Source organism: Streptomyces sp. NPDC048442 (assembly GCF_040651475.1).
GTDB lineage: Bacteria > Actinomycetota > Actinomycetes > Streptomycetales > Streptomycetaceae > Streptomyces.
The window spans coordinates 28,782-52,265 of the sequence record NZ_JBEZKB010000019.1 but is presented as its reverse complement, the minus strand read 5'-3'; the positions used below and the strand labels follow the sequence as shown (position 1 = coordinate 52,265).

21 protein-coding genes are annotated in these 23,484 nt (G+C 70.4%); 16 read left to right on the top strand and 5 right to left on the bottom strand.

Features of this window, described 5'->3' with window-relative positions; genetic code table 11:
* Positions 1-67: 67 nt before the first annotated feature.
* The 4 genes from AB0D18_RS26130 to AB0D18_RS26115 all read left to right on the top strand — a co-directional run bounded on the left by AB0D18_RS26130 (position 68) and on the right by AB0D18_RS26115 (position 4,981).
* Positions 68-1,090, top strand: a complete 1,023-nt coding sequence (locus tag AB0D18_RS26130) for a LacI family DNA-binding transcriptional regulator (protein ID WP_362423198.1) — start codon at positions 68-70, stop codon at positions 1,088-1,090.
* 545 nt (positions 1,091-1,635) lie between these two features.
* A complete protein-coding gene (locus tag AB0D18_RS26125; RefSeq protein WP_362423195.1) occupies positions 1,636-2,718 on the top strand; it encodes a trypsin-like peptidase domain-containing protein in 1,083 nt (360 codons plus the stop codon).
* An 83-nt stretch (positions 2,719-2,801) separates the two neighbouring features.
* Positions 2,802-3,566 carry a response regulator transcription factor gene (locus AB0D18_RS26120; RefSeq protein WP_362423192.1) on the top strand — a complete coding sequence of 255 codons (765 nt, stop codon included), beginning with the start codon at positions 2,802-2,804 and terminating at the stop codon, positions 3,564-3,566.
* Entirely contained in the window at positions 3,563-4,981 is a 1,419-nt protein-coding gene (locus AB0D18_RS26115; RefSeq protein ID WP_362423189.1) for a HAMP domain-containing sensor histidine kinase, read from the top strand. Before AB0D18_RS26120 ends, AB0D18_RS26115 begins: the two co-directional genes overlap by 4 nt.
* 31 nt (positions 4,982-5,012) lie before the next feature.
* Here the strand turns inward: AB0D18_RS26115 and AB0D18_RS26110 are convergent, their stop codons facing one another.
* Together AB0D18_RS26110 and AB0D18_RS26105 are read right to left on the bottom strand one after the other, a co-directional pair.
* Entirely contained in the window at positions 5,013-5,996 is a 984-nt protein-coding gene (locus AB0D18_RS26110; RefSeq protein ID WP_362423187.1) for a hypothetical protein, read from the bottom strand.
* Positions 5,997-6,425: 429 nt separating this feature from the next.
* Positions 6,426-6,728, bottom strand: a complete 303-nt coding sequence (locus AB0D18_RS26105) for a hypothetical protein (protein WP_362423184.1) — start codon at positions 6,726-6,728, stop codon at positions 6,426-6,428.
* 122 nt (positions 6,729-6,850) lie between these two features.
* Here AB0D18_RS26105 and AB0D18_RS26100 point away from each other — a divergent pair, with 122 nt between their 5' ends.
* Complete coding sequence (locus AB0D18_RS26100) at positions 6,851-7,660, top strand: helix-turn-helix transcriptional regulator (protein WP_362423181.1); 810 nt, start codon at positions 6,851-6,853, stop codon at positions 7,658-7,660.
* Positions 7,657-7,842, top strand: coding sequence for a DUF397 domain-containing protein (locus tag AB0D18_RS26095; RefSeq protein ID WP_362423178.1), 186 nt, complete (start codon positions 7,657-7,659; stop codon positions 7,840-7,842). The genes AB0D18_RS26100 and AB0D18_RS26095 overlap by 4 nt, the downstream gene beginning before the upstream one ends.
* Positions 7,843-8,356: 514 nt before the next feature.
* Here AB0D18_RS26095 and AB0D18_RS26090 read toward each other — a convergent pair.
* Both AB0D18_RS26090 and AB0D18_RS26085 read right to left on the bottom strand, forming a co-directional pair.
* Positions 8,357-8,728, bottom strand: a complete 372-nt coding sequence (locus AB0D18_RS26090; RefSeq protein ID WP_362423175.1) for a hypothetical protein — start codon at positions 8,726-8,728, stop codon at positions 8,357-8,359.
* On the bottom strand, positions 8,725-9,390 hold the full coding sequence (locus tag AB0D18_RS26085) for a TetR/AcrR family transcriptional regulator (protein ID WP_362423172.1): 666 nt from the start codon (positions 9,388-9,390) through the stop codon (positions 8,725-8,727). The genes AB0D18_RS26090 and AB0D18_RS26085 overlap by 4 nt, the downstream gene beginning before the upstream one ends.
* Before the next feature lie 70 nt (positions 9,391-9,460).
* Here AB0D18_RS26085 and AB0D18_RS26080 point away from each other — a divergent pair, with 70 nt between their 5' ends.
* Both AB0D18_RS26080 and abc-f read left to right on the top strand, forming a co-directional pair.
* The gene (locus AB0D18_RS26080) at positions 9,461-10,123 is read left to right on the top strand and encodes a class I SAM-dependent methyltransferase (RefSeq protein ID WP_362423169.1); all 663 of its coding nucleotides are present in this window, start codon (positions 9,461-9,463) and stop codon (positions 10,121-10,123) included.
* A 173-nt stretch (positions 10,124-10,296) separates the two neighbouring features.
* Positions 10,297-11,955 carry a ribosomal protection-like ABC-F family protein gene (gene abc-f, locus AB0D18_RS26075; protein WP_362423167.1) on the top strand — a complete coding sequence of 553 codons (1,659 nt, stop codon included), beginning with the start codon at positions 10,297-10,299 and terminating at the stop codon, positions 11,953-11,955.
* 82 nt (positions 11,956-12,037) lie between these two features.
* Here the strand turns inward: abc-f and AB0D18_RS26070 are convergent, their stop codons facing one another.
* On the bottom strand, positions 12,038-13,876 hold the full coding sequence (locus tag AB0D18_RS26070; protein ID WP_362423164.1) for a bifunctional metallophosphatase/5'-nucleotidase: 1,839 nt from the start codon (positions 13,874-13,876) through the stop codon (positions 12,038-12,040).
* Between the two features lie 198 nt (positions 13,877-14,074).
* Between AB0D18_RS26070 and AB0D18_RS26065 the strand changes: the two genes are divergently transcribed.
* The 8 genes from AB0D18_RS26065 to AB0D18_RS26030 all read left to right on the top strand — a co-directional run bounded on the left by AB0D18_RS26065 (position 14,075) and on the right by AB0D18_RS26030 (position 23,436).
* Complete coding sequence (locus tag AB0D18_RS26065) at positions 14,075-15,148, top strand: PDDEXK nuclease domain-containing protein (protein WP_362423161.1); 1,074 nt, start codon at positions 14,075-14,077, stop codon at positions 15,146-15,148.
* Positions 15,149-15,264: 116 nt separating this feature from the next.
* On the top strand, positions 15,265-16,224 hold the full coding sequence (gene mshD, locus AB0D18_RS26060; RefSeq protein ID WP_362423158.1) for a mycothiol synthase: 960 nt from the start codon (positions 15,265-15,267) through the stop codon (positions 16,222-16,224).
* 97 nt (positions 16,225-16,321) lie between these two features.
* The gene (locus tag AB0D18_RS26055) at positions 16,322-16,762 is read left to right on the top strand and encodes a GntR family transcriptional regulator (RefSeq protein WP_362423156.1); all 441 of its coding nucleotides are present in this window, start codon (positions 16,322-16,324) and stop codon (positions 16,760-16,762) included.
* Positions 16,759-17,691 carry an ABC transporter ATP-binding protein gene (locus tag AB0D18_RS26050; protein WP_362423153.1) on the top strand — a complete coding sequence of 311 codons (933 nt, stop codon included), beginning with the start codon at positions 16,759-16,761 and terminating at the stop codon, positions 17,689-17,691. Before AB0D18_RS26055 ends, AB0D18_RS26050 begins: the two co-directional genes overlap by 4 nt.
* Positions 17,688-18,638: an ABC transporter permease gene (locus tag AB0D18_RS26045; RefSeq protein ID WP_362423150.1), complete on the top strand. Its 951-nt coding sequence runs from the start codon at positions 17,688-17,690 to the stop codon at positions 18,636-18,638. Before AB0D18_RS26050 ends, AB0D18_RS26045 begins: the two co-directional genes overlap by 4 nt.
* Positions 18,635-19,348 (top strand): hypothetical protein, encoded by a 714-nt coding sequence (locus tag AB0D18_RS26040; RefSeq protein WP_362423148.1) that lies wholly within the window; start codon positions 18,635-18,637, stop codon positions 19,346-19,348. Before AB0D18_RS26045 ends, AB0D18_RS26040 begins: the two co-directional genes overlap by 4 nt.
* Positions 19,345-20,319 carry an ABC transporter permease gene (locus AB0D18_RS26035; RefSeq protein ID WP_362423145.1) on the top strand — a complete coding sequence of 325 codons (975 nt, stop codon included), beginning with the start codon at positions 19,345-19,347 and terminating at the stop codon, positions 20,317-20,319. The genes AB0D18_RS26040 and AB0D18_RS26035 overlap by 4 nt, the downstream gene beginning before the upstream one ends.
* A 795-nt stretch (positions 20,320-21,114) precedes the next feature.
* Entirely contained in the window at positions 21,115-23,436 is a 2,322-nt protein-coding gene (locus AB0D18_RS26030; RefSeq protein ID WP_362423143.1) for an RNA degradosome polyphosphate kinase, read from the top strand.
* The last annotated feature ends 48 nt before the right edge of the window (positions 23,437-23,484 follow it).

Below are 23,484 nucleotides of genomic sequence, written 5' to 3'. Positions count from 1 at the left end.
TCTCAACTCGGCATGATCCTTGGGACGACCGGCCTGTGACCTGGTCCATCCGCGTAGACTGCCGCGCGTGGCCAAGGTGACGCGGGACGATGTGGCACGACTGGCGGGTACTTCGACCGCGGTCGTCAGTTACGTCATCAACAACGGACCCCGGCCGGTCGCCCCGGCCACGCGCGAGCGTGTCCTCGCCGCGATCAAGGAACTGGGCTACCGCCCGGACCGGGTCGCGCAAGCGATGGCGTCGCGCCGCACCGATCTCATAGGCATGATCGTGCCGGACGCCAGGCAGCCGTTCTTCGCGGAGATGACCCACGCGGTCGAACAGGCCGCCGCCGAGCGCGGAAAAATGGTCCTCGTCGGCAATTCGGACTATCGCAACGAACGCGAGATCCACTACCTCCGGGCCTTCCTCGGCATGCGGGTCTCCGGCCTCATCCTGGTCAGCCAGGGCATGAGCGAGAGCGCGGCGGCGGAGATCGACGCGTGGGACGCGAGGGTCGTGCTGCTGCACGAGCGCCCCGAAGCGATCGACGACGTCGCGGTCGTCACGGACGACGTGGGCGGTGCGCAGCTCGCCACCAGGCACCTTCTGGAGCACGGCCACGAGTACGTGGTGTGCTTCGGCGGCACCGAGTCCACCCCGTCGGTGGGCGACCCGGTGGCCGACCACATCGAGGGCTGGCGGCGGGCGATGCGGGAGTCCGGGCGGCCGACGGAGGGGCGGCTGGTCCAGGCGCCGTACGACCGGTACGCGGCGTACGAGGTGGCGCTCGGGCTGCTCTCGGGGCCGGACCGCCCCCCGGCCATCTTCTGCTCGACGGACGACCAGGCGATCGGCGTACTGCGGGCCGCCCGCGAGCTCCGTATCGACGTCCCCGGCGAGCTCGCGGTGGCGGGCTTCGACGACGTCAAGGAAGCGGCCCTGACGGACCCGCCCCTGACGACGGTCTCCTCGGACCGGCCTGCGATGGCCCGCGCGGCGGTCGACCTGGTCCTGGACGACGGGCTGCGGGTGGCCGGCTCCCGACGCGAACGCGTCAAACAATTCCCCTCAGCCCTAATAATCCGCCGCTCCTGCGGCTGCGGGTAGCCGCACCTGACCCTCAGCCCCAAGCCCCCTCGGGCGGCTGACGTCGCCGACCCCTAGCCCTCTTGGGCAGCGGGGCCGCCCCCGGGGGCGGGACGGGTGGGCAAGGGGGCGGCCCCACGCGGAGCACGCCCCCTCCGCGACCGCACACCCCGGAGGACCTCCTGCGGGTGCGTCGTGGCTGATCGCGCAGTTCCCCGCGCCCCTAACTGCCTGCCCCTTACCCCCTAGCCTCCTTGGGCAGCGGGGCGGTCATCGTGCCGGTGCGTCGTGGCTGATCGCGCAGTTCCCCGCGCCCCTAAAAGCCTGCCCCCGAGCCCCCAGCCCCCTCGGGCGGCTGACGCCGCCGACCCCTAGCCTCCTTGGGCAGCGGGGCCGCCCCCCGGGGGCGGGACGGGTGGGCAAGGGGGCGGCCCCCACGCGGACCCCCGCCCTCCGCGACCGCCCGCGCCCCTAAGGGGCCGTCCCGTCCTTATGTCCGGCATACAGGAATCTGGCGCCCTTCTTAACCGCCCCTCAGACAGTTCTCATTCACCGCCCCCAAGCTCATGAGCATGACGACCGAGACCCCGCGCCCCAGCGGCGAGCAGCCCGAGCAGCCCGAGCAGCAGTCCTCGTACTCGTACGCGTACGCCGGATTCCCCCCGCCCCCGGCCCACGCGCCGGCACCGGCACCGACCCCCCGCGCCCGCCGTGCCCGCGGGCCCGTCGCGCTCCTCGCCGCCGTCGCCATCGTCGCCGCCACCGTCGGCGGTGGTACCGCCTACCTCACCCAGCGGCTGGCAGGCAGCGACGGCGCCACCGCGGACGGCGTGAGCGCATCCGGCAGCAACGTCTCGCAGTCCAGCATGGGGACCGTCGCCGGTGTCGCCCAGGCCGTCGGCCCCGCCATCGTCGAGATCAGTGCGAAGTCGAGCGCCGGTGCCTCCACCGGTTCCGGCGTGATCGTCACCGCCGACGGCGAGATCGTCACGAACAACCACGTCGTGGCGGGCGCCGACACCGTCAAGGTCACTCTCTCCACCGGCAAGACGTACACCGCGAAGGTCGTCGGCACCGACCCCGACAAGGACCTCGCCCTGATCAAGGTCCAGGGCGGGAGCAAGCTGCCGACCGCCAAGCTGGGCAGCAGCAAGAGCCTCAAGGTCGGTGAGGAGGTCGTCGCGATCGGTTCGCCCGAGGGCCTCTCCGGCACCGTCACCAGCGGCATCGTCTCCGCCCTCGACCGCGACGTGACCGTCTCCAAGGACCAGCCGGGACAGCAACAGCAGCGCGGTGGCGGCGGTTGGCCGTTCGAGTTCGGCGGCGAACAGTTCAACGGCGACACGGGCCAGTCCAAGACCACGTACAAGGCGATCCAGACGGACGCCTCCCTCAACCCGGGCAACTCCGGCGGCGCCCTCATCAACATGCGCGGCGAGATCGTTGGAATCAACTCCGCGATGTACGCCCCGAGTTCGGGCGGTCAGAGCGCGTCGGGCAGCGTCGGTCTCGGGTTCGCGATCCCCGTCGACGCGGTGAAGGCCGACCTCGACAGCCTCCGCAAGGGCGGGCCCGGGGGTCAGGACCAGCAGCGGAACCAGCAGCAGGACCAGGGCCGCGACGGGTTCGGCAGCGGGTTCGGGGTCTAGGACCTCCGGCCTCAGGGCCCGCCATCGTGTAAAGCTGGACGTGCCCCCGCCCGTACCGGAGAAGAGCAGGACAGGACAGCCGGATGACCCCCGCAGCCACACCCCCCGAGGACCGGCCCGCCACCGAGCGCATCCTCGTCGTCGACGACGAGCCCGCCGTGCGCGAGGCGCTTCAGCGCAGTCTGGCCTTCGAGGGGTACGGGACGGAGGTCGCCGTCGACGGCATCGAGGCGGTCACGAAGACCGCCACGTACGCACCGGACCTGATCATTCTCGACATCCAGATGCCCCGGATGGACGGCCTGACCGCCGCCCGCCGCCTGCGGCACGCCGGGGACACCACCCCGATCCTGATGCTGACGGCCCGCGACACGGTCGGCGACCGGGTTTCGGGGCTCGACGCGGGCGCCGACGACTATCTCGTCAAGCCGTTCGAGCTCGACGAACTCTTCGCCCGGGTAAGGGCGTTGCTCCGCCGCAGCTCGTACGCACAGCAGGCGGGGCTGCCCGCCGCCCCGGGCGACGTCCTCACCTTCGAAGATCTGCGCATGGACATGGTGACGCGGGAAGTGACGCGCGGGGAGCGTCAAGTCGAGCTCACCCGGACCGAGTTCACCCTCCTTGAGATGTTCCTCGCCCACCCCCGGCAGGTCCTCACGCGCGAGCAGATCCTCAAGTCCGTCTGGGGCTTCGACTTCGAGCCGTCCTCCAACTCCCTCGACGTGTACGTGATGTACCTGCGCCGCAAGACCGAGGCGGGCGGCGAACCCCGCCTGGTGCACACGGTGCGGGGCGTCGGGTACGTACTGCGCGCGGACTCCGGTACGCAGCCGGGCGGCGCGGCGTGACCTCGCTCGCCCACCGCCTGCGCACGCTCCGCATCCGTACCCGGCTCGCCCTCCTCGTCACGACGGCGGTGGCGGTCGCGGTGGCTCTGTCGGCGGCGGCCTGCTGGCTCCTGACGCAGAATCAGCTGCGTTCGGAGCTGGACAACACCCTCCAGAACTCGCGGGCCTCGACGGACTACCTCCGTACGACGGCGGGCAACTGCCGCGACACCGCCTTCCCCGGCGGTCAGACACTGCCGGGTTCCGCGTACGTACAGATCGTGCTGGAGGACGGCAGCCGCTGTGTGGGTCCCGGGTCGACCCCCGTCCGGGTGCAGAAGGTCGACCAGGCGGTGGCCATCGGCATCGCCACCGAGACCCTGCACGACGGGGTGGACACGGACGGCAAGGACGTGCGCGTGCTCACCCGCCGCGACCCGTCCACCCACTTCACCGTCTCCATCTCGCGCCCGCTCTCGGAGATCGACACCCCCCTCAACAACCTCGCGCTCGTCCTCCTCCTGGTCGCGGGCCTGGGAATCGTCGGCGCGGGAGCGGCCGGCTTCTGGGTCGCCCGTACCGGCCTGCGCCCGGTCGACCGCCTCACGGAGGCCGTCGAGCACATCGCCCGCACCGAGGACCTGACCGTACGGATCCCCCTCACGGGCTCCCCCGAGGACGAGACCGCCCGCCTCTCCGCCTCCTTCAACGCGATGACCGCCGCCCTCGCCTCGTCCCGCGATCTCCAGTCCCAGCTCATCGCGGACGCGGGCCACGAGCTCCGTACCCCCCTCACCTCACTCCGTACCAACATCGAACTCCTCTCCCGCAGCGAGGACACCGGCCGCCCGCTGCCCCCCGCCGACCGCAAGGCCCTCCTCGCCTCGGTCAAGGCCCAGATGACCGAACTGGCCGCGCTCATCACGGACTTGCAGGAGCTCGCCCGCCCGGAGACCTCCCCGGGCAGCCCCTCCCCGCAGGTCGTCTCCTGGCACGACCAGACCCGTACCGCCCTGGAACGGGCCCGGCTGCGCGGCCCCGAGCTGAACTTCGACGTGTCACTCGCCCCCTGGTACGTACGTGCCGAACCGGCGGCCCTCGAACGCGCGCTGGTGAACATCCTCGACAACGCGGTGAAGTTCAGCCCGCCCGGCGGCACGGTCGACGTCCGTCTCCACCTGGGCACCCTCACCGTCCGCGACCACGGCCCGGGGATCCCGCCCACCGACCTCCCGCACGTCTTCGAACGCTTCTGGCGCTCCCCGTCCGCCCGCGCCCTCCCCGGCTCTGGCCTCGGCCTCTCGATCGTCGCGCGTACGGTCCGGGAGGCGGGCGGCGAGGTGTCGCTCCGGGCCCCGGAGGACGGCGGACCGGGTACGGAGGCGGTCGTACGGCTGCCGGGCGCGCCGACGCTGCCGCCGAGCGAGGTTCCGTAACGGGCTTACCGGCGTGAGTGCCGTTGCGGGCTTACCGGCGCTTGCGCCGCCGTCGCGCCCGGCCCGCCGGGCCCGCCGGGGTCGCTCCCCCACCCTCGCGCCTCACCCGCATCTCCCTGCGGATGCGTGCGGCCTTGCCCCGTACGGCCTTCGGCGAGGGCCCGCACGCCGGGTCCTGGCAGCCGGACCGCCCACACCCACCGCCTCGCTCCCCGCCCGCGCACCGCACCGGCTTCGCGCTCCGGCACGGGCGGCACAGCCCGCCCGGCAGCTCCTCGGGCCGCCCGGCGGCCCCGCACCCGACGCACTCGGTCATCGGGTCGCCGAGGGGTGTCGGGGGCAGCTCGGGCGGCAGCTTGGACAACAGCCGCGACTGTACGAAGCCGAAGGGGTGGGTGATCCGGCCGGGCAGCAACAGCGTGAGGGCGTAGGCGAGTTGGGTCTCGCTCGCCCCTCGCCGGAACCACTCCCCCGCTGTCTCGGCGAGCGCGTAGCACTCGCTCTCGGACAGCGCCAACTGCGGCTCCCGCCGCCCGATCCGGGCCAGCGCGCGGAACCCGCGCCCCTCGTTCCCGCCACTCTGGGGTACACCCGGCTCGGGATCGTCGTAGCCGGACGAGGGCACGCTGTCGGTGAAGACGTCGTGCCACCAGGCGGCGGGCCTGGGCGTACGGCTGAAGTAGGACTGGGTGACGTACCTGACGTTGCCCTGGTCGTCCATGAGCCCGGTGCGGCGGCGGCGCAGGTGACCGGCGGTGGTGAGGCGGTTGAGGACGGTACCGAGGGCGCACTGGCCGTAGTCGGCCATCTCGCGGGCGAGGGTCTTGATGCTGATGTCGGCGCCCTCGGGCAGCCGGTCGATGTACTGGGCGACGGCCGCTTCACGCCTGGGCAGGTGTGCGAAATCGCCCCTGGCGCGGGGCTGTTGGTCCGGCGCTTCGCGCTTCCCGAAGCCGGGGGAGGCCATGGGGTGGGCGGGGGCATGGAGGGTACGACTAAGCTGGCCAGCAGCCATGAGATCGTCTCCGCGATCGGAATGGTCAGGCCTCTGTGCGGTGCGACAACACCCACAGGGGCCGTTCTGTTGTGACGGACCGTACACGGTCGCCACGCACTGCCGCCACCTGGTCACGAAACGTCACCCGGCTTGCTGAATGGGCGAGTTGGCGTCGCGCGCGTGCGTACGCGGGGACGCGTGGGCGCGAGGGGCGGGTGGGTGGGTAAGTTCCCACCGGCCTCTTCCGAGTAAAAACGTCTCGACTCTCTGAGCTCGAATCTCAAGGCTGGAAGGCCTGGTCAGAGGCGGTCGGGCGGGCGGGCTGCGGGAGCGGGTAAATAACCGGCAGAGGTGCACGGCAGGCCGGGCAGCGGCTCGTACCGTCCATCCACAGAACGATCTTCTGGCATCCGGGGCACAGGACTGCCTCACCCCCGTCCTCGGCACTCAACTCTGCGCCGCCGTCCACCTGTGGCCGAGGAGAACGGCCCGCGATTTCTGAATCTCGGCCTCAAGGGCCAGGAGGAAGTTGAGCCGCCGGGCCAGATTCAGGCAGTCCACCGCGCTGAGTCGGCCGAGGTCGAGCGGGACGCCGGGCTCGTCGAGGCAGAGGGCGAGGTGCGGGAGCAGGGTGCCGGCTTTCGCAAGGGCGGCGAAGAGCTCGTTGAAGGCGATGGTCGCGGTCTGATTCTGCTTCTCAAGGGCGGTGTCGCGCGGGGGTGTGGGGGTTGTTCTGGACCTGGTGCTCATTCCGCTTCTTCCTGCTCTCGCATCCGAACTCCACTGTTCTCCTTCCAGGTTGACCACTCACGGTTACGATCGGTAGGAGTTCGCTATCGGAGTGCGATCGAGGTGCGCGGCATATGCCAGGGATGCGGGAGCCGGACCCCAGCGAGAACATCGAGCAGTACATCGGGAATGCGGTGCAGGAGGCCCGGCTGGCCAAAGCCCGCGCGAAGGTCCCTGGCGAGGACTGGTCGCAGACGTTCCTGGCACGGCGGGTCTTCACGAGCCAGTCCCGAATCTCGGAGGTGGAGACGGGGGATGCGCCGCCGGATACGGATCTGGCGCGGAAGCTCGAATCGGCGTTGGGGCTGCGGCCGGATGAACTGGTGAACCTGGTCAGGATTCTGGAGCAGGACACGGTAAGGGACTACGCAAAGCCCTTCCTGCGTCGGCAGGCTCAAGCGGAACTGATGCACGCATGCGGGCCCGTCGTACCCGGCCTGCTCCAAACGCCGGACTACACACGCGAATTGCTGCTCTCCGGCCAGGCAGGCGACCCGAAGGACATCGAATCCTTCGTGGAGCAGCGCATGGCACGGCAAGCCGTCTGGGAGAGGGACAGCCCTCCATGGATGTCCGCAGTGCTGGCTGAATCCGTCCTGCACGGAGCTACCGCCCCTCAGCTCAAAAGGCTCCTGGAAGCCCAGGAGACGCCGAACATCACCTTGCAGATTCTCCCGAGCCGAGCCGGACACGTACTGGGGACCATGATGATCCTCACTCTCCCCAACGGTGTCCGGGGTGCCTACACAGAAGGTTTCGACACTGGCCGTTACAGCGAGGAGCTGGCCCAAGTCCTGCGATTCCAGAAGGTTTATGATCGGCTTGCCGCCGACTCGATGGCGGCCGAGGCGTCCACTGCGGCCATCCACGAGGCACTGAAGAGGTTCCTTTGAGCGGCGACACTCTGAACTGGTACAAGTCCTCGTACAGCAGCGGGGGCAGCAACGACTGCGTCGAGGTCGCCGACAACACCCCCGGGGTCACGCTCTTCCGCGACACCAAACTCGCCGCCACCAGCCCCGTCATCACCGTCACCGACCACGCCTGGAACACCTTCCTGACCCTGGTCAGGTAGCTCGCGCTCCGGGCAGCGGGTCCGCCCCTCCGCCTGAACCGCTCGCCGCGGGGCGGGGACATCGTGCGGGTGCGTCGTGGCTGGTCGCGCAGTTCCCCGCGCCCCTAAATACCTGCCCCTTAGCCCCGAGCCCCCTTCGTCCCCCTAGCCTCCTTGGGCATAGGGCCCCCGGGGGCAAGGGGGCGGCCCCTATGCGAGCACGCCCCATCCGCGACCGCACCCCCGCGCGGGCCCGTGGGCCGCTTCGCGGGAACGGCCCCTCCCCACCCCCTCCACCTGAACCGCTCGCCGCGGGGCGGGGACATCGTGCGGGTGCGTCGTGGCTGGTCGCGCAGTTCCCCGCGCCCCTAAATGCCTGCCCCTTACCCCTTAGCCTCCTTGGGCAGCGGGGCCGCCCCCCGGTGGCGGGACGGGTGGGCAAGGGGGCGGCCCCCACCTGGGCCACACCCCCTCGCTCCGGCTTGCGCCGGTCCTCCCGCTCGCCCGGAGCGGACCGGTGGCCCGGGACGCGCGCTCAGGCAGGGGCGAAGACGTCCTCGTCGGCCCCGTCGAGGATGAACCCGTTGTCGAAGCGGACCCGCACGCTCACGCGAGGCGCCCGTTCCTGGAAGGCGGTCCACGCGGGTTCCAGAGAGCCGATGTTCTCTTCGAGCTGCCTCCTGGTCTCCGGGGGCATCTCGCCCCCGAAGGCGTCGAGCAGCGACTTGAGCCGCTCGTACTCGCGTACGTCGTCGCTCTCCTCCTGGTGGCCGACCACCTGCTCGACGGTCCCGCCGGTGCCCGCCGCCAGGGACAGGAAGCCGACGACGACCCCCGCCACCTCGGCCGAATCGGTCAGCCGGGTGTCCGCTGCCAGCACCACCCGCTGGCCTGCCTTCAGAGTCATCTGCTCCCCCTCTCCGCCGCGTCGGCCACGTCCGCCACGTCGGCACGGTGCAGGAACGCCTCGACGAGGCGGTCGGTGAAAGCCTGGTCGACGGGTTCCGCCGTCACCAGGACGCGGTGGTAGACCGGCCCCACGAGCTGGTCGATCTCCGCCGCCATGTCGATTCCGGCGGCGAGCTGGCCGCGTTCCACCGCGCGTTCCAGCGGGAGCCGGTCGCGTCGGCGCTGTTCGTCGAGGTACCCGGACCGCAGGGCGGCGGCGAACGCGGGATCGTGCTGGGCGTGCCCGATGAGGGCCTTGAAGACGGCGCCCGCGTCGGACCGGGTGAGGAACAGGGCCAGTTGGCGCAGGTGGGCGCGGAGGTCCGGGGCCAGGTCGCCGTGGTCGGGCGGGGTCAGGGCTTCGGCCGCGTCCTGGAGGAAGGCGTCCAGGAGGATGTCGGTCTTGGTCTTCCACCAGCGGTAGACGGTCTGCTTGGCGACGCCCGCCCGTGCGGCGATGCCCTCGATGGTGACGCCGGTGAAGCCCTTCTCGACCAGGAGGCCGTCGGCCGCCTCCAGCACTGACTGCCGGGCCTGCTCGCTGCGGCCGTGCCTGTTGCCGTGGTGGCGCGCCGCCGGTTGCGGCCCGGTGCTGGCTGCGGCCGTACTTCCTTGTCCCATGTCTGCCTCCTGGGGCCAGAGTAGGCCAGAACCTCTAGACGCTACGCAACGGTTCGTCTAGTCTAGATTTATGACACCTACCCACACCCTCGAAGACCCCCGCGTCACCTCCGCCCTCGACCGGATGTTCCGGGCCGCCGAGCAGGACGAGGAGACCGGCAGGCGGATCCGGGCCGCCTGGCCCAAGGGCTCCGCACCACTCGGACCGCAGGAGCAGGCGGACGCCAAGGCAGAGGTGTACATGCCGATTTCCGCCCAGGGCGGCCTCCTCCTCTACAACCTGGTACGGGCCGTTCGCCCCGCCACCGTCGTCGAGTTCGGCACGTCCTTCGGCATCTCCACGCTCCATCTCGCCGCCGCGGTGCGCGACAACGGGACGGGGCGGGTGATCAGTACGGAACTGAGCGCCGCCAAGGCCGCGGCCGCCCGCCGGACGTTCGCCGAGACGGGGCTCGACGACCTGATCACCGTCCTCGAAGGAGATGCCCGCGAGACCCTCGCCGCGGTCGCCGGCTCCGCGGACTTCGTCCTCCTCGACGGCTGGAAGGACCTGTGCCTGCCCGTCCTGCGGCTCCTCGAACCACGCCTCGCGCCCGGCACCCTCGTCGTCGCCGACGACGTCGACCTGGAGGACCTCGCGCCCTACCTCGACTACGTCCGTGACCCCCGGAACGGCTACCAGAGCGTCACGTTCCCCGTGGAGGACGGGATGGAGATCAGCTGCCGCCTCTAGACGTGTGTGACGTGGTGAACGGGGGCATTGCGCGGGTGCGGCGGGGCTGAGCGGGGGGATTGTGCCGGTGCGTTGTGGCTGGTCGCGCCCACGCGGCGGAGTCGCATATCAACACAGCCCCGCGCCCCTAAATACCTGCCCCTTACCCCTAGCCTCCTTGGGCAAGAGGCGCTATGTTCATCGAACAAGACGAAACGTCTCGTCTTGTTCGACGTCCCCTACGGAAGGCCCGCCACTTGTTCCCAGCAGCGCCGCTCACCAGCACCTCCCAGCTCGCCGCCGTCGACCTCACCAAGCGCTACGGCGACCGCACCGTCCTCGACCGCGTCTCCTTCACCGTCCGCCCCGGCGAGAAGGTCGGCGTCGTCGGCGACAACGGGTCAGGAAAATCAACCCTGTTGAGGCTTCTCGCCGGACAGGAACAGCCCGACAACGGCACCCTCACCGTCACCGCCCCCGGCGGCACAGGGCACCTCGCCCAGACTCTGGACCTGCCCGACTCCGCCCTCGTCGGCGACGCCATCGACCTCGCGCTCCAGGACGTACGAGAGCTGGAGCGCGCGATCCACGCCGCCGAGGCCACCGCCGACCTGGAGGCGTACGCCACCCTCCTCGAAGAGTTCGAAGCGCGGGGCGGATACGAAGCCGATCGCCTCGTCGACACCGCCCTCCACCACCTCGGCGAGACCGAAACTCTCGACCGCACCCGCCGGCTCGGCACCCTCTCCGGCGGCCAGCGCTCCCGGCTCGCACTCGCCGCCGTACTCGCCTCCGCCCCCGAGCTGCTCCTGCTCGACGAACCCACAAATGACCTTGATGACAAGGGAGTTGAGTGGTTGGAGGAGCGCCTGCGTGCTCACCCCGGCACGGTCGTCGCCGTCACGCACGACCGCGCGTTCCTGGAGCGGGTCACGTCGACCGTTCTGGAGGTGGACGGGGATCTGCGGACGGTACGCCGGTACGGAAACGGCTACGCGGGCTTCCTCACCGCGAAGGCCGCCGCGCGGACCCGCTGGGCGAGCGCGTACGAGGAGTGGCGCGAGGAGATCACCCGCCAGTCCGCCCTCGCCGAGAGCAACGGCGGCGCGCTCGCCGCCATCCCCCGCAAGGTCCCGCGCGGCTTCAGCGGCGCGGGCGCGTTCCGCGCGAGGTCGCGGGCGCACGGGGCGATGGGCCGGATCAGGAACGCGCGCGAGCGCCTGCAAAGGCTGACCGACAACCCCGTACCGCCGCCACCGGAACCACTGCGCTTCACCGGTCAGGTGGCGGGTCAACTCCCCTCCACAGGCGTGGAGTTGATGGATGTACGAGTCGACGGCCGACTCGCGGTGGAGTCGCTGACCCTCGCCCCGGGCACCCGCCTGCTCATCACCGGGCCGAACGGCGCCGGAAAGTCGACCCTGCTGGAGCTGCTGGCCGGCTCCCTCGCCCCCGATGCGGGGACCGTCGTACGGCCACCCCGGGTCGGCATCCTCCGCCAGCACACCCCGTACGCCGTCACCCGCGACACTCGCTCCGTACTGGCCGCGTACGGAGAGGACTACGCCCAACTCCTCCTCCACCACGGCCTCTTGAGGGACCAGGACCTGTCCGTCCCGGTCTCCTCCCTCTCCACCGGGCAGCGCCGCAAGGTCGAACTGGCCGCCCTGTTCGCCGCCGGGCCCCTCGACCTCCTGCTCCTCGACGAGCCGACGAACCACCTCTCCCCCGCCCTCGTCGAGGAACTGGAAGCAGCCCTCGCGACCTTCCCCGGCACCCTCGTCATCGCCACCCACGACCGCCGCCTGCGCGACGGCCTCGCGGGCGGCGAGCGGCTGGAGCTGGGGCGGTGAGACCGGGCTCGGCTCAGGCACGCAGAAGGGGCGGCACCCGGGAGATCCCGGATGACGCCCCTCAACGTACGTACTGGCAGGCTTACTTGACGATCGTGATCCGGCCCGCCGCCGGCGGAGCGATCGGCTTGGCGGCGGAGGAGTTCGCGGCCAGGTAGGCGTTGAAGACGTCCAGGTCCGAGGCCGCGTTGAGCTTGTTCTTGCCGAGGGCGAGGGCGGGGAAGTTGTCGCCGCCGCCTGCCAGGAACTCGTTCATCGCGACGCGGTAGGTCTTGGCGGGGTCGATGACCTCACCGTTGAGCTTGATGCTCGCGGCGTCGACGCGGTCGGCGCCCTTCTTGGTCAGGTCGAGGGTGTAGGTGAGGCCCTTGGAGATCTGGAGGATCTTCGGGGAGGCCTCGTTGCCGCCGCTGACCTGCTGCTTCAGGGCGGCGATGAGGTCGGCGCCGGTCAGGTCGACGACGTTCATGAGGTTGGTGAAGGGCTGGACGGTGAAGGCTTCGCCGTACGTGACGACGCCGTCCCCTTCCGCGCCCGAGGCCTTGTAGACCAGGTCCGAGCGGATGCCGCCGGGGTTCATCAGGGCGAGCTGGGCGCCGCCCTTGTCGGCGGCCGCCAGGCCCTGCTGCTGGGCGTCGGCGATGAGCGAGCCGAGGGGCTTCTCCAGCTCCTTGGAGCCGCGGCCTTCGATGTCGGCGGAGATGAAGCCCTGGGGGCGGTTGGCGATCGGGGCCGCGAGGACGTTCCAGCGCTCGATCAGCTTCCGCATGTCCGCGCCCAGCTTCTCCCGCTCGGGCTGGTCACGGGTGACGATGTGGTTGCGCGAGGTCGGCGACTTGGCCGTCGTACGGACGATGTCCTGGGTACGGCGGTCGTAGGTGAGCGTCGTCTCCGTGTAGACCTTGCCGAAGGAGGCCGCCGACGTCACCAGGCGGGGGTTGCCCGCCGGGTCGGGGATGGTGCAGACGTACGACTGGTGGGTGTGGCCGGTGACCAGCGCGTCGACCTTCGGGCTGATGCCCTTGGCGATGGCGGTGATCGGACCCGAGATGCCGTCACCGGGACCCGGGCTGTCGCAGTTGTAGTCGTACGCGCTGGAAGCGGGTGCGCCGCCCTCGTGGATGAGCGCGACGATGGACTTCACGCCCTGCCGGTCGAGCTCCTTGGCGTACTTGTTGACGGTCTCGATCTCGTCGTGGAACTTCAGGCCCTTGACGCCGTTGGCCGTGACGACGCCCGGGGTGTTCTCCAGCGTGACGCCGATGAAGCCGATCTTGACGCCGTTCTTCTTCCAGACCGTGTACGGCTTGAGGAGCGTCTTGCCGGTCTTCTCCTTGGTGACGTTCGCGGAGAGGTACGGGAAGTCGGCGCCCTTGAACTTCTTGGGCTTGCCCTTCTTGTCCTTCTCGTAGCAGCCCTCGGTGGGGTGGCAGCCGCCGTTCTGGATGCGCAGGAGTTCCGCCGGGCCCTCGTCGAACTCGTGGTTGCCGACGCTGGTCACGTCAAGCTTCATCTTGTTCAGGGCTTCGACGGTGGGCTCGTCGTGGAACAGCCCGGAGAGCATGGGGCTGCCGCCGATCATGTCGCCCGCGGCGGCCGTGATCGAGTACTTCTTGCCCTCGCGGGCCTTGCGGAGACTGGTCGCCAGGTGCTCGGCGCCACCGGCGTCGACCGTGCCGACCTTGCCCGAGGAGCCGGCCGGGGGCTCCAGGTTGCCGTGCAGGTCGTTGAGGGAGAGGAGCTGCACGTCGACGGTGCGGGACGAGGGCTTCGGGTGGCCGTTTCCGTTGCCACCGCCGTGGCCGCCGTGGCCGTTCGCGGACGCGGGCATCGCGGCGACGAGGGCGCCGACGGTGGTGAGCCCGGCGGCGGCGACGAGGAACCGGCGGGCGGCACGGTTCGGACGAGGGTTCGCTGACATCTGTCCCCTTGTGAGTTCAGCGTGAAGGTGGAGCTGCGTTCGGCAGCCTAAAGTCAACGCGCGTAGCGCAACAGGGGGTGACGGGTTACGAGGTGGTTTCCGTTGGCGGTACGTCAGGGTTTGGGTAGAGGTCACCCATTCGGCTGAGCGTGGACGAATTTCACGCCGATGGCATATGCGGGGCGCAAGCCTGTGCGTGTGAACGAGAAGATCGCGGCTGAAGCCGATGTCGTTGCTGTGCCCGCTCAGGGCGCTGGGCTGCCGCCCGGGTTCCACGAGATGGTCGACGACCTGAAGTCGATCGTGCGTGGGGCGCATGTGCGGGCGCAGCTCAAGGTGAACACCGAGATGATCCGGATGTACTGGGAGATCGGGAGGACGATTCTGGAGAAGCAGGGCGAGGAACGGTGGGGGACGAAGGTCATCGACCGGATCGCGACGGAGCTGCGGACGGAGTTTCCGGGGCAGCGGGGGTTCAGCCGGAGCAACATCAAGTACATGCAGCAGTTCGCTCGAACATGGCCCGAACAAATTGGCCAACAGCCTGTTGGCCAATTGCCGTGGGGCCACATCATCGCCCTCATGAGCCAGTGCAAGACCCACACTGAGCAGGACTTCTACGCCCAACGCGCTATCCAGCACGGCTGGTCCCGCAGCGTCCTCGACCACCAGATCAAGCAACGCCTGCACGAGCGCGAGGGTGCCGCCCTCAACAACTTCACCCTCACCGTCCCCGAGGACTCCGACGTCCTCCTGGAGATCACCAGGGACCCGTACCTCTTCGACTTCACGGGGCTCGGTGGCAACACCTCCGAGCGCACCCTGGAGGACGCGCTCGTGGCGCGGATGGTCCTGTTCCTCACCGAACTCGGCACCGGCTTCGCCTTCGTGGGCCGCCAGCACCCACTGCGGGTCGGCGACTCCGACTTCCGGCTGGACCTGCTCTTCTACCACGTGCGGCTGCACCGCTTTGTCATCATCGAACTCAAGACGGGCCGGGCCGAGCCCGAGCACTACGGCAAGCTCAACTTCTACTTGGCCGTCGCCGACGATCTCGTACGGAACAAGGAAGTGGACGGACCCACCATCGGCCTGCTCGTCGCCGCCAATCGCGACGGCGAAGTCGCCCGGTACGCGCTCGAACGCAGCGGCAGCCCGATGGCCGTCGCCACCTGGACCGGCCTGGACCGTGAGGCTCAGGAATCGCTGCCCGCCGCCGACGATCTCGCACGCGTCGCGGACGGAGTACTCCGGGACTACGAGTCGAGCTGAGCCTCCGAACAGGGGTCGAACGATTTGGGCAACAGACTGTTGCCCAATTGGCCAACAGCTTGTTGCGCAATTCGTTCGACCCCACCGCCCAACCCCACCCCCGTACCCTCGATCCCATGACCAGCGACGCACCCCTCCCCACGCCCGGCCACCTCCTGTCGACCCTCGACGAACTCACCGAGGTCCAGGCCGCGCAGGTACTCGAACTCCTTGCCGCCGCCGCCCGCTCCGACGGTGTGCAGGCCGTTTCCGAGCAGGGGCGGCTTCAGTTGCGGGGCGGCAGGCGGGAGGGTGTGCGGCACTTCCTGCTCACCGATCCCGACGCCGATCCCCGTGCCGATTCCGACCCCGGCTCCGGCGACCTCCTCGGGTACGCCCAGCTTGAGGACACCGATCCCGTCGAGGCGCCCGCCGCCGAGCTCGTCGTACATCCCCAGAAGCGCGGGAAGGGCCACGGGCGGGCGCTCGGGGACGCCCTCCTTGAGGCTTCCGGGCGGCGGCTGCGGGTCTGGGCGCACGGCGGGAAGTCGGCGGCGCGGCATCTCGCGCAGGTGCTGGGGCTGACGATGTTCCGCGAACTGCGGCAGCTGCGGCGGCCGTTGAGCCCGCTGGGCATCCCCGAGCCGGTCTACCCCGACGGCGTCACCGTCCGGACCTTCGTACCCGGCCAGGACGACGCCGCCTGGCTGGCCGTGAACGCGGCGGCCTTCGCGCACCACCCCGAGCAGGGCTCCCTGACGCAGCGGGACCTGGACGACCGGATGGGTGAGGACTGGTTCGACCCGAAGGGGTTCTTCCTCGCCGAGAAGGAAGGCCGGATCGTCGGCTTCCACTGGACCAAGGTGCACCGCACCGAGCAGCTCGGTGAGGTGTACGTCGTCGGGATCGCACCCGGCGCCCAGGGCGGCGGCCTCGGCAAGGCGCTCACCGCGACCGGGCTCCGGCACCTCGCCTCCGAGGGCCTGCCGACCGCCTCGCTGTACGTCGACGCCGACAACATCGCCGCCGTGACGGTCTACGAGCGGCTCGGCTTCACGACGTACGAAACGGACCTGATGTATCGAACCGAGTCATAACCACCTCATTTCTCCCCGAAGGGCCGGTGTCGATTGACACCGGCCCTTCTTTGGATCACCCTTTCACTACTTGATTAGTGAAAGGGGGTTCAACGCGATGGTCGAGTACCGCATCGACCGGCGAAGTGGCGTCGCCACCTACCTCCAGATCGTGCAGCAGACCAAGCACGCCCTGCGGCTCGGACTGCTGGAGCCCGGCGACCAACTCCCCACCGCCCGCGCGGTGGTGGAGGCCACGGCCATCAACCCCAACACCGTGCTCAAGGCGTACCGCGAGCTGGAACGGGAGGGCCTGGTGGAGGCCAGGCGCGGAATGGGGACCTTCGTGACCCGGTCCCTGGGGGCCGCGCAGCCCGCCGATTCACCACTGCGCGACGAGCTGAAGGAGTGGGGTGAGCGCGCCCGTACGGCCGGGATGGACCGGGAGGACGTGGCCGCGCTCATCACTTCCGTACTGGACGAAGTCTTTGTGAGCCACGTGAGCCACGTGAGCCACGTGAGCGACATGAGCGACATGAGCGAAGGGGAGCGGGCATGACGACGACTGCCGCGATCGAGGCCGTCGGCCTCGGCAAGAAGTACGGGCGACTGGGGAAATGGGCGGTCCGGGACTGCTCGTTCCGGCTGCCGCAGGGACGGATCTGCGCGCTCGTCGGCCCCAACGGGGCAGGAAAGTCAACGCTGTTGGGACAGCTGGCGGGCCTGGTGAGGCCCACCGAGGGCGCTGTACGGGTGATGGGCAAGGGTCCGGGCGAGGCCCGTGAACACATCGCGTTCCTCGCCCAGGAGAAGCCGCTCTACCCGCAGTTCACCATTGCCGAGACCCTGCGCATGGGCAACGAGCTGAACCCGGGCCGATGGGACCGCGAGCGCGCCGCCCGCATCGTCGCCGACGGCGGCCTCGACCTCTCCGCCAAGGTCCGCGAGCTCTCCGGCGGCCAGCGCACCCGCGTCGCCCTCGCCCTCTGCCTCGGCAAGCAGCCCGACCTGCTGCTCCTCGACGAGCCGATGGCCGACCTGGACCCGCTCGCCCGCCACCAACTGATGGGCAACCTGCTCGCCGAGGCCGGCGACAGCGGCACCACCGTCGTCATCTCCTCCCACATCCTGGCCGAACTCGAAGGCGCCTGCGACTACTTGCTCCTGATGGAGAACGGCCGCGTCCGGCTCGGCGGCGAGACCGACGAACTGCTGTCGGCGCACGCACTGCTCTCCGGGCCTGTGGCCGAGATCGGCGCGGACACCACCGTCGTCGAATCGAAGGTGACGGGACGTCACATGACTGCGCTGGTACGGCGCGAGGGGCCCATCGGTGGCGACTGGGAAGTCATCGAGCCCACGCTCGAAGAGCTGCTGCTCGCCCACATGCGCTCACCCGAAGCACCTTCACTGCTCACCCCGAGCGCCGAGCCGCGCGACCTCCTGGCCTCGACGTCCGCCCGCACCACCACGGGAGCCGCCGCATGAGCGCCCTGTCCGTCCTCCCGAACCTGCGCGGCCCGCACTGGGTCGCCGCACGCCAACACCGCTCCACCGCAAAGGTGTTCGCAGTCGTGGTGCTCATGGCCACGCTCCTCGTGACCGGCTTCCTGACAGCCCTGAACACCGACCCGAAGGAGACCCTCTCCAAGGGCGCCGACAGCGGCCTGTCCGCGCTGCTGCACACGTCCCTCACCCCGCTGGCCCTGCTGCCCGCCCTCGTCGGCGCGTTCGTCGCGGGCCCGCTGGTGGCCCGCGAGCTGGAGTCGGGAACGTACACCTGGCTGTGGACCCAGTCCGTCTCCCCGGCCCGCTGGCTGGCCGCCAAGCTGGCCCTGGTGTCGGCGGTGGCGCTGACCGGGACGACCGTCCTGGTGCTGGCGTTCCGCACCGCCAGGAACGGGCTCCCCATGGGGGAGTTCAACTTCAGCTGGCACGACAGCGCGTACGAGATGCTCGGCCCGGTCGCGGTCGCGCAGTGCGCGCTGGGCATCGGAGTCGGCACGCTCGTGGGTCTGCTGGTGCGCAGGACGGTGCCCGCGATGGTGGTGACCGCCGTGACCGTCGTCGTCATCCAGTCGGTCTTCATACTGTGGCTGCGGGAGCTGCTGTGGCCGGTGCAGACCCTCGTGTCGAACAAGCCGATCGAGTCGGCGAACACCGTCGGCGTGTGGAACTTCGCGGAAGGCATGCTGACCTCGTCCGGGGAGCGCATCCTCAGCGACCCGTGCAACGGGACCGAGGGCGTCGGCATGACGTTCGAAAAGTGCATGGCCGGCAAGGGCGGGGTGACGTACTTCGTGGACGTCCACCCCACGTCCCACTTCTGGCCGATGCAGCTCGTCGAGACGGGCATCCTGCTGGCCGTCGCGGCACTCGCGGTCACGGTGGCGTTCCGGGTACTGCGCGGGCGGCACGCGGGCAGCACGTCATGAGCGCGCCGGTCGCCGTAGCACCGTCCGTGGGACGCGCACCCGGCCGCCGCTTCGTCCCGTACCGGCACGTGCTGCACCAGCACCGGGCGGCGCTGCTTCTCGCCGTGGTGCTGGCGGGCCTCGCCGCGGTGCTGGTGGCCGGCGCCCTGGTGTGGTCGGGGCCGGACACGGCGGACCGGAGCTGGACGTTCACCTTCGCCGAAGCGGTGCGCATAGCGCTTCCGCTGCTCTGCGGGGTGCTGGTGGCGGGGCCGATGGTCGCCGAGGAGCTGGCGTCGGGGACGTACAAGCTGGCCTGGACGCAGTCGGTGACCCCGGCCCGCTGGCTGGCGGCGAAGCTCGCGGTGGCGGCGGGGGTGCTCGTCGCTCTGATGGTGCCGCTGGCCGTACTGCTGTGGTGGGTACGGGCGGCAGGGCCCGACCCCCTCGAACGGGCCCCCGAACCGGCCCTCGCGACGGTTCCGTACGCCTACGCCCTCCTGTCCATCGCCCTCGGCGCACTGGCCGGGCTCCTGGTGCGGCACACGACCTGGGCGATGACCCTCACCGCCTTCGCCCTCGTTTTCACGCTGCTGGTCCTGCGGTCACAGCCGATGGAGACGTGGAAGGACCAACTCACCCTGACCGTACCGATGTTGGTGTGCGCGGGGGCGGGTGTGGTGGTTGCCTTCCTGCTCCTCCGCCGCGCCTCACAGGGGGTCGCTCAGTGAGTGGACCGACGAGCACGTCGCGCCTGCCGGGGATCGGCAGGGTGGCGCTGTGGCAGCACCGGCGCATGCTGTGGGCCGCCGCTACGGCCGTCGTACTGGCCGCCGTCGCGACGGGCGGGCTGCGGGGGTGGAACGCGGCGTCCGGTACCGACCCGAGCGGCCACCCCCTCGGCAAGGCGCACGGCCTGCTGAGGCTCTGCACCGAGTACGGCGGCACCCTCCTCACGGTCCTCCCGCTCGCGGTCGGCGCGTTCGTGGCGGGGCCGATGATCGCCCGCGAGCTGGAGTCGGGCACGTACAAGGTCGCCTGGACGCAGTCGGTGTCCCCGGCCCAGTGGCTCACGTCGAAGCTCGCGCTGCCGCTGGTCGGCGCGGTGCTCGCGACGAGTGCGCTGGTCGGCGTCTTCCGGCTGGGCCGGGCACCGTTCACGGAGAGCGCTTCCGAGAGCGCTTCCACCCTCACCTGGTACGTACGCGGGGTGTACGAGGCGATGGGCCCGGCGGTCGTCGGGTACACGGTCCTCAGCATCGTCCTCGGCGCGCTGACCGGCCTGCTGGTGCGGCGTACGGCGCTCGCGATGGGGGCGGCGTTCCTCGCCACGGGGACGGTGATGCTGACGCTCAGCAGCGTGCGCGCCCACCTGTGGCCCGCCGTGACCCGCCTGGGACCGGCCGACCTCAGGGAGTACCTGACCAGCGAGCCGGGAAGCATGCACGTCGGCGGGGGCTGGCAGACGGCGTCCGGCGAGCGGCTCGATGCGGAGGCGTGCCTGCGAGCCGCCACCGAAGCGGGCAATGGGCAGACCTTCCAGGGCTGCATGACGGGGCGCGGGGCGACGCAGCGGTACCTGGACTTCCACCCCGAATCCCACTTCTGGCCGCTGCAGGCGGTGGAGACGGGAATCCTGCTGGCACTGGCGGCGGGCGCCACATGGCTGGCCTTCCGGGTGCTGCGGAAGCTGCACGGGTAGCTACTCGTCGCGGCGGAGAGGCGGGCGGCCGGGACCGGCAACCTCTCGCGGAATCAACTCGCGGGGCGGAGCTGCCCGTGGGGCCCTCCAGGGGCGAGATTACGGAGCCGGGCCGCGAGGACACGGGTGGGCGCAAGGCTCCGCTCCCCCAGGGGCACGGGTGGGCACAAGCCCCTGCTCCCCCAGGGGCACGGGTGGGCACAAGCCCCTGCTCCCCCAGTGCGCGGGTCGACGCAAGGCTCCGCCCCCCAGGCACGGGTCGACGCAAGCCCCGCTCCCCCGGGCACGGGCCGACACAAGCCTCCACACCCCCCAGGCACGGGTGGGCGCAAGCCCCCGCTCCCGCGGGCGCGGGTCGACGCAAGCCCCCGCTCCCCGAGGGGCACGGGTCGACGCAAGCCTCCGCCCCCCCGGCACGGGTCGACGCAGCCCCCGCTCCCCGAGGGGCACGGGTCGACGCAAGCCTCCGCCCCCCGGCACGGGTCGACGCAGCCTCCGCTCCCCCAAGGCGCGGGCCGACGCCGCTCCCCCCGGGCACGGGCGGGCACAAGCCCCCGCACCCCCAGGCACGGGCCGACACAAGCCTCCACACCCCCCAGGCACGGGTGGGCACAAGCCCCCGCTCCCCCCGGCACGAGTCGGCGCAAGCCTCCGCTCCCCCAGGCGCCACCTCCCCGTAACCCCCGATTCAGACACCCTTGCGATCCTCGCTCAATGCGACCCCTCGTGCACTCTCCGCCCGCCGCCCTCTATTTCGGCGCGCCCGCCGAGGGCCCCGCGCGGAAGAATGGGGTCATGAGCCAGCAGTCGCAGCCCAGCAGCAGCTCCCACGGCAGCGCCGGCGCCGGCGCCGACGTCCCCGTGCAGCACTCCCAGCCCGCGCAGCCCTCCGTCGGTTCCATAGCCGCGCACCGCCCGCACACCCTGGCGGCGGCGGCATCCCCCGGGCTCGATCCCGACCTCGACTCGGACCTCGACATGTACGTGGAGCGGGAGGCGGGGAGGGACGGGGACGGGGGCGGGGCGAACGAATTCGGTGATGGGACGCGGGTGCCGCTGCCCCAGGGCCGTTTCCTCGACCGGGAGCGCAGCTGGCTCGCCTTCAACGAGCGGGTCCTCGAACTGGCCGAGGACCCGGCGACCCCCCTCCTCGAACGGGCCAATTACCTGGCGATCTTCGCCAGCAACCTCGACGAGTTCTTCATGGTCCGGGTGGCAGGCCTGAAGCGGCGGATCGCGACCGGGGTGGCGACGCGCTCCGCCTCCGGGCTGCAGCCGCGCGAGGTGCTGGATCTGATCTGGACCAGGTCCCGCGAGCTCATGGCCCGGCACGCCGCCTGTTTCCAGCAGGACGTCGCACCCGCACTCGCCGACGAGGGCGTGCACCTGATCCGCTGGCCGGAGCTGACCGAGAAGGAGCAGTCACGGCTCTTCACGCTCTTCAAGCAGCAGATCTTCCCGGTGCTCACCCCCCTCGCAGTCGACCCGGCGCACCCCTTCCCGTACATCTCCGGCCTGTCCCTGAATCTGGCCGTCGTCGTACGCAATCCGGTCAGCGGTCACCGGCACTTCGCCCGGGTGAAGGTGCCGCCGCTGCTCTCCCGCTTCCTGGAGGCCTCGCCCGAGCGGTACGTACCGCTCGAAGACGTCATCGCCGCCCACCTCGAAGAGCTGTTCCCGGGGATGGAGGTGCTGGCGCACCACATGTTCCGGGTCACCCGCAACGAGGACCTGGAGGTGGAGGAGGACGACGCCGAGAACCTCCTCAAGGCGCTGGAGAAGGAGCTGATGCGGCGGCGGTTCGGGCCGCCGGTGCGCCTTGAGGTCGAGGAGTCCATCGATCCTTACGTACTCGACCTGCTCGTACGGGAGTTGAAGGTCTCGGTCGGAGAGGTGTATCCGCTCCCAGGACCCCTGGACCTCACCGGGCTCTTCGGCATCGCGGGTCTCGACCGGCCCGAGTTGAAGTTCCCGCGCTTCATCGCGGGGACGCACCGGGACCTCGCCGAGGTCGAGTCGGCGTCGGCCCCCGACATCTTCGCCGCCCTGCGCGAGCGCGACGTGCTGCTGCACCACCCGTACGACTCCTTCTCGACGTCCGTACAGCTCTTCCTGGAGCAGGCGGCCGCCGACCCCGACGTCCTCGCCATCAAGCAGACGCTGTACCGGACTTCGGGCGACTCGCCGATAGTGGACGCGCTGATCGACGCGGCCGAGTCCGGCAAGCAGGTCCTCGTACTGGTCGAGATCAAGGCCCGCTTCGACGAGCAGGCCAACATCAAGTGGGCCAGGAAGCTGGAGGAGGCGGGCTGCCACGTCGTCTACGGGCTCGTCGGCCTCAAGACGCACTGCAAGCTGTCGCTCGTCGTACGGCAGGAGGGCGACCTGCTGCGCCGCTACAGCCACGTCGGCACGGGCAACTACCACCCCAAGACGGCCAGGCTGTACGAGGACCTGGGCCTGCTGACCACCGACCCGCAGGTCGGCGCGGACCTCTCCGACCTCTTCAACCGGCTCTCCGGATACTCGCGCCGCGAGACCTACCGAAGACTGCTCGTCGCCCCCAAGTCCCTTCGCGACGGCCTGATTTCACGCATCAACAAGGAGGTGACCCACCATCTGGCGGGCCGCCCCGCCTACGTCCGCATCAAGGTCAACTCGATGGTCGACGAGGCCGTCATCGACGCGCTGTACCGGGCGTCCCAGGCCGGTGTGCCGGTGGACGTGTGGGTGCGCGGGATCTGCGCCGTACGGCCCGGCGTCACCGGACTATCCGAGAACATCCGGGTCCGCTCGATCCTCGGCCGCTTCCTCGAACACTCCCGGGTCTTCTCCTTCGGCAACGGCGGCGAGCCCGAAGTCTGGTTCGGCAGCGCCGACATGATGCACCGCAACCTCGACCGCCGCATAGAGGCGCTGGTACGGGTCACCGACCCGGCGCACCGCGCGGCGCTGAGCCGGATGCTGGAGACCGGGATGTCGGACACCACGGCCTCCTGGCACCTCGGCCCGGACGGCAACTGGACCCGCCACTCCACGGACGCGGACGGACACCCCTTGCGCCACGTACAGGAAATGCTGATCGACGCCCGGAGGCGCCGACGTGCCACGCCATGAGCCACTCACGACACACCATCACCAGGGATCTCTTACGAGGGCGGGGGG

Excerpts from the sequence above, each read along its gene's own strand:
- AB0D18_RS26120 (WP_362423192.1), top strand. The coding sequence starts at position 2,802 with ATGACCCCCGCAGCCACACCCCCCGAGGACCGGCCCGCCACCGAGCGC.
- AB0D18_RS26125 (WP_362423195.1), top strand. The coding sequence starts at position 1,636 with ATGAGCATGACGACCGAGACCCCGCGCCCCAGCGGCGAGCAGCCCGAG.
- AB0D18_RS26085 (WP_362423172.1), bottom strand. The coding sequence starts at position 9,390 with ATGGGACAAGGAAGTACGGCCGCAGCCAGCACCGGGCCGCAACCGGCG.
- AB0D18_RS26045 (WP_362423150.1), top strand. The coding sequence starts at position 17,688 with ATGAGCGCCCTGTCCGTCCTCCCGAACCTGCGCGGCCCGCACTGGGTC.
- AB0D18_RS26055 (WP_362423156.1), top strand. The coding sequence starts at position 16,322 with ATGGTCGAGTACCGCATCGACCGGCGAAGTGGCGTCGCCACCTACCTC.
- mshD (WP_362423158.1), top strand. The coding sequence starts at position 15,265 with ATGACCAGCGACGCACCCCTCCCCACGCCCGGCCACCTCCTGTCGACC.
- AB0D18_RS26070 (WP_362423164.1), bottom strand. The coding sequence starts at position 13,876 with ATGTCAGCGAACCCTCGTCCGAACCGTGCCGCCCGCCGGTTCCTCGTC.
- AB0D18_RS26040 (WP_362423148.1), top strand. The coding sequence starts at position 18,635 with ATGAGCGCGCCGGTCGCCGTAGCACCGTCCGTGGGACGCGCACCCGGC.
- AB0D18_RS26090 (WP_362423175.1), bottom strand. The coding sequence starts at position 8,728 with ATGACTCTGAAGGCAGGCCAGCGGGTGGTGCTGGCAGCGGACACCCGG.
- AB0D18_RS26050 (WP_362423153.1), top strand. The coding sequence starts at position 16,759 with ATGACGACGACTGCCGCGATCGAGGCCGTCGGCCTCGGCAAGAAGTAC.
- AB0D18_RS26110 (WP_362423187.1), bottom strand. The coding sequence starts at position 5,996 with ATGGCTGCTGGCCAGCTTAGTCGTACCCTCCATGCCCCCGCCCACCCC.
- AB0D18_RS26030 (WP_362423143.1), top strand. The coding sequence starts at position 21,115 with ATGAGCCAGCAGTCGCAGCCCAGCAGCAGCTCCCACGGCAGCGCCGGC.
- AB0D18_RS26080 (WP_362423169.1), top strand. The coding sequence starts at position 9,461 with ATGACACCTACCCACACCCTCGAAGACCCCCGCGTCACCTCCGCCCTC.
- AB0D18_RS26105 (WP_362423184.1), bottom strand. The coding sequence starts at position 6,728 with ATGAGCACCAGGTCCAGAACAACCCCCACACCCCCGCGCGACACCGCC.
- AB0D18_RS26100 (WP_362423181.1), top strand. The coding sequence starts at position 6,851 with ATGCGGGAGCCGGACCCCAGCGAGAACATCGAGCAGTACATCGGGAAT.
- abc-f (WP_362423167.1), top strand. The coding sequence starts at position 10,297 with ATGTTCATCGAACAAGACGAAACGTCTCGTCTTGTTCGACGTCCCCTA.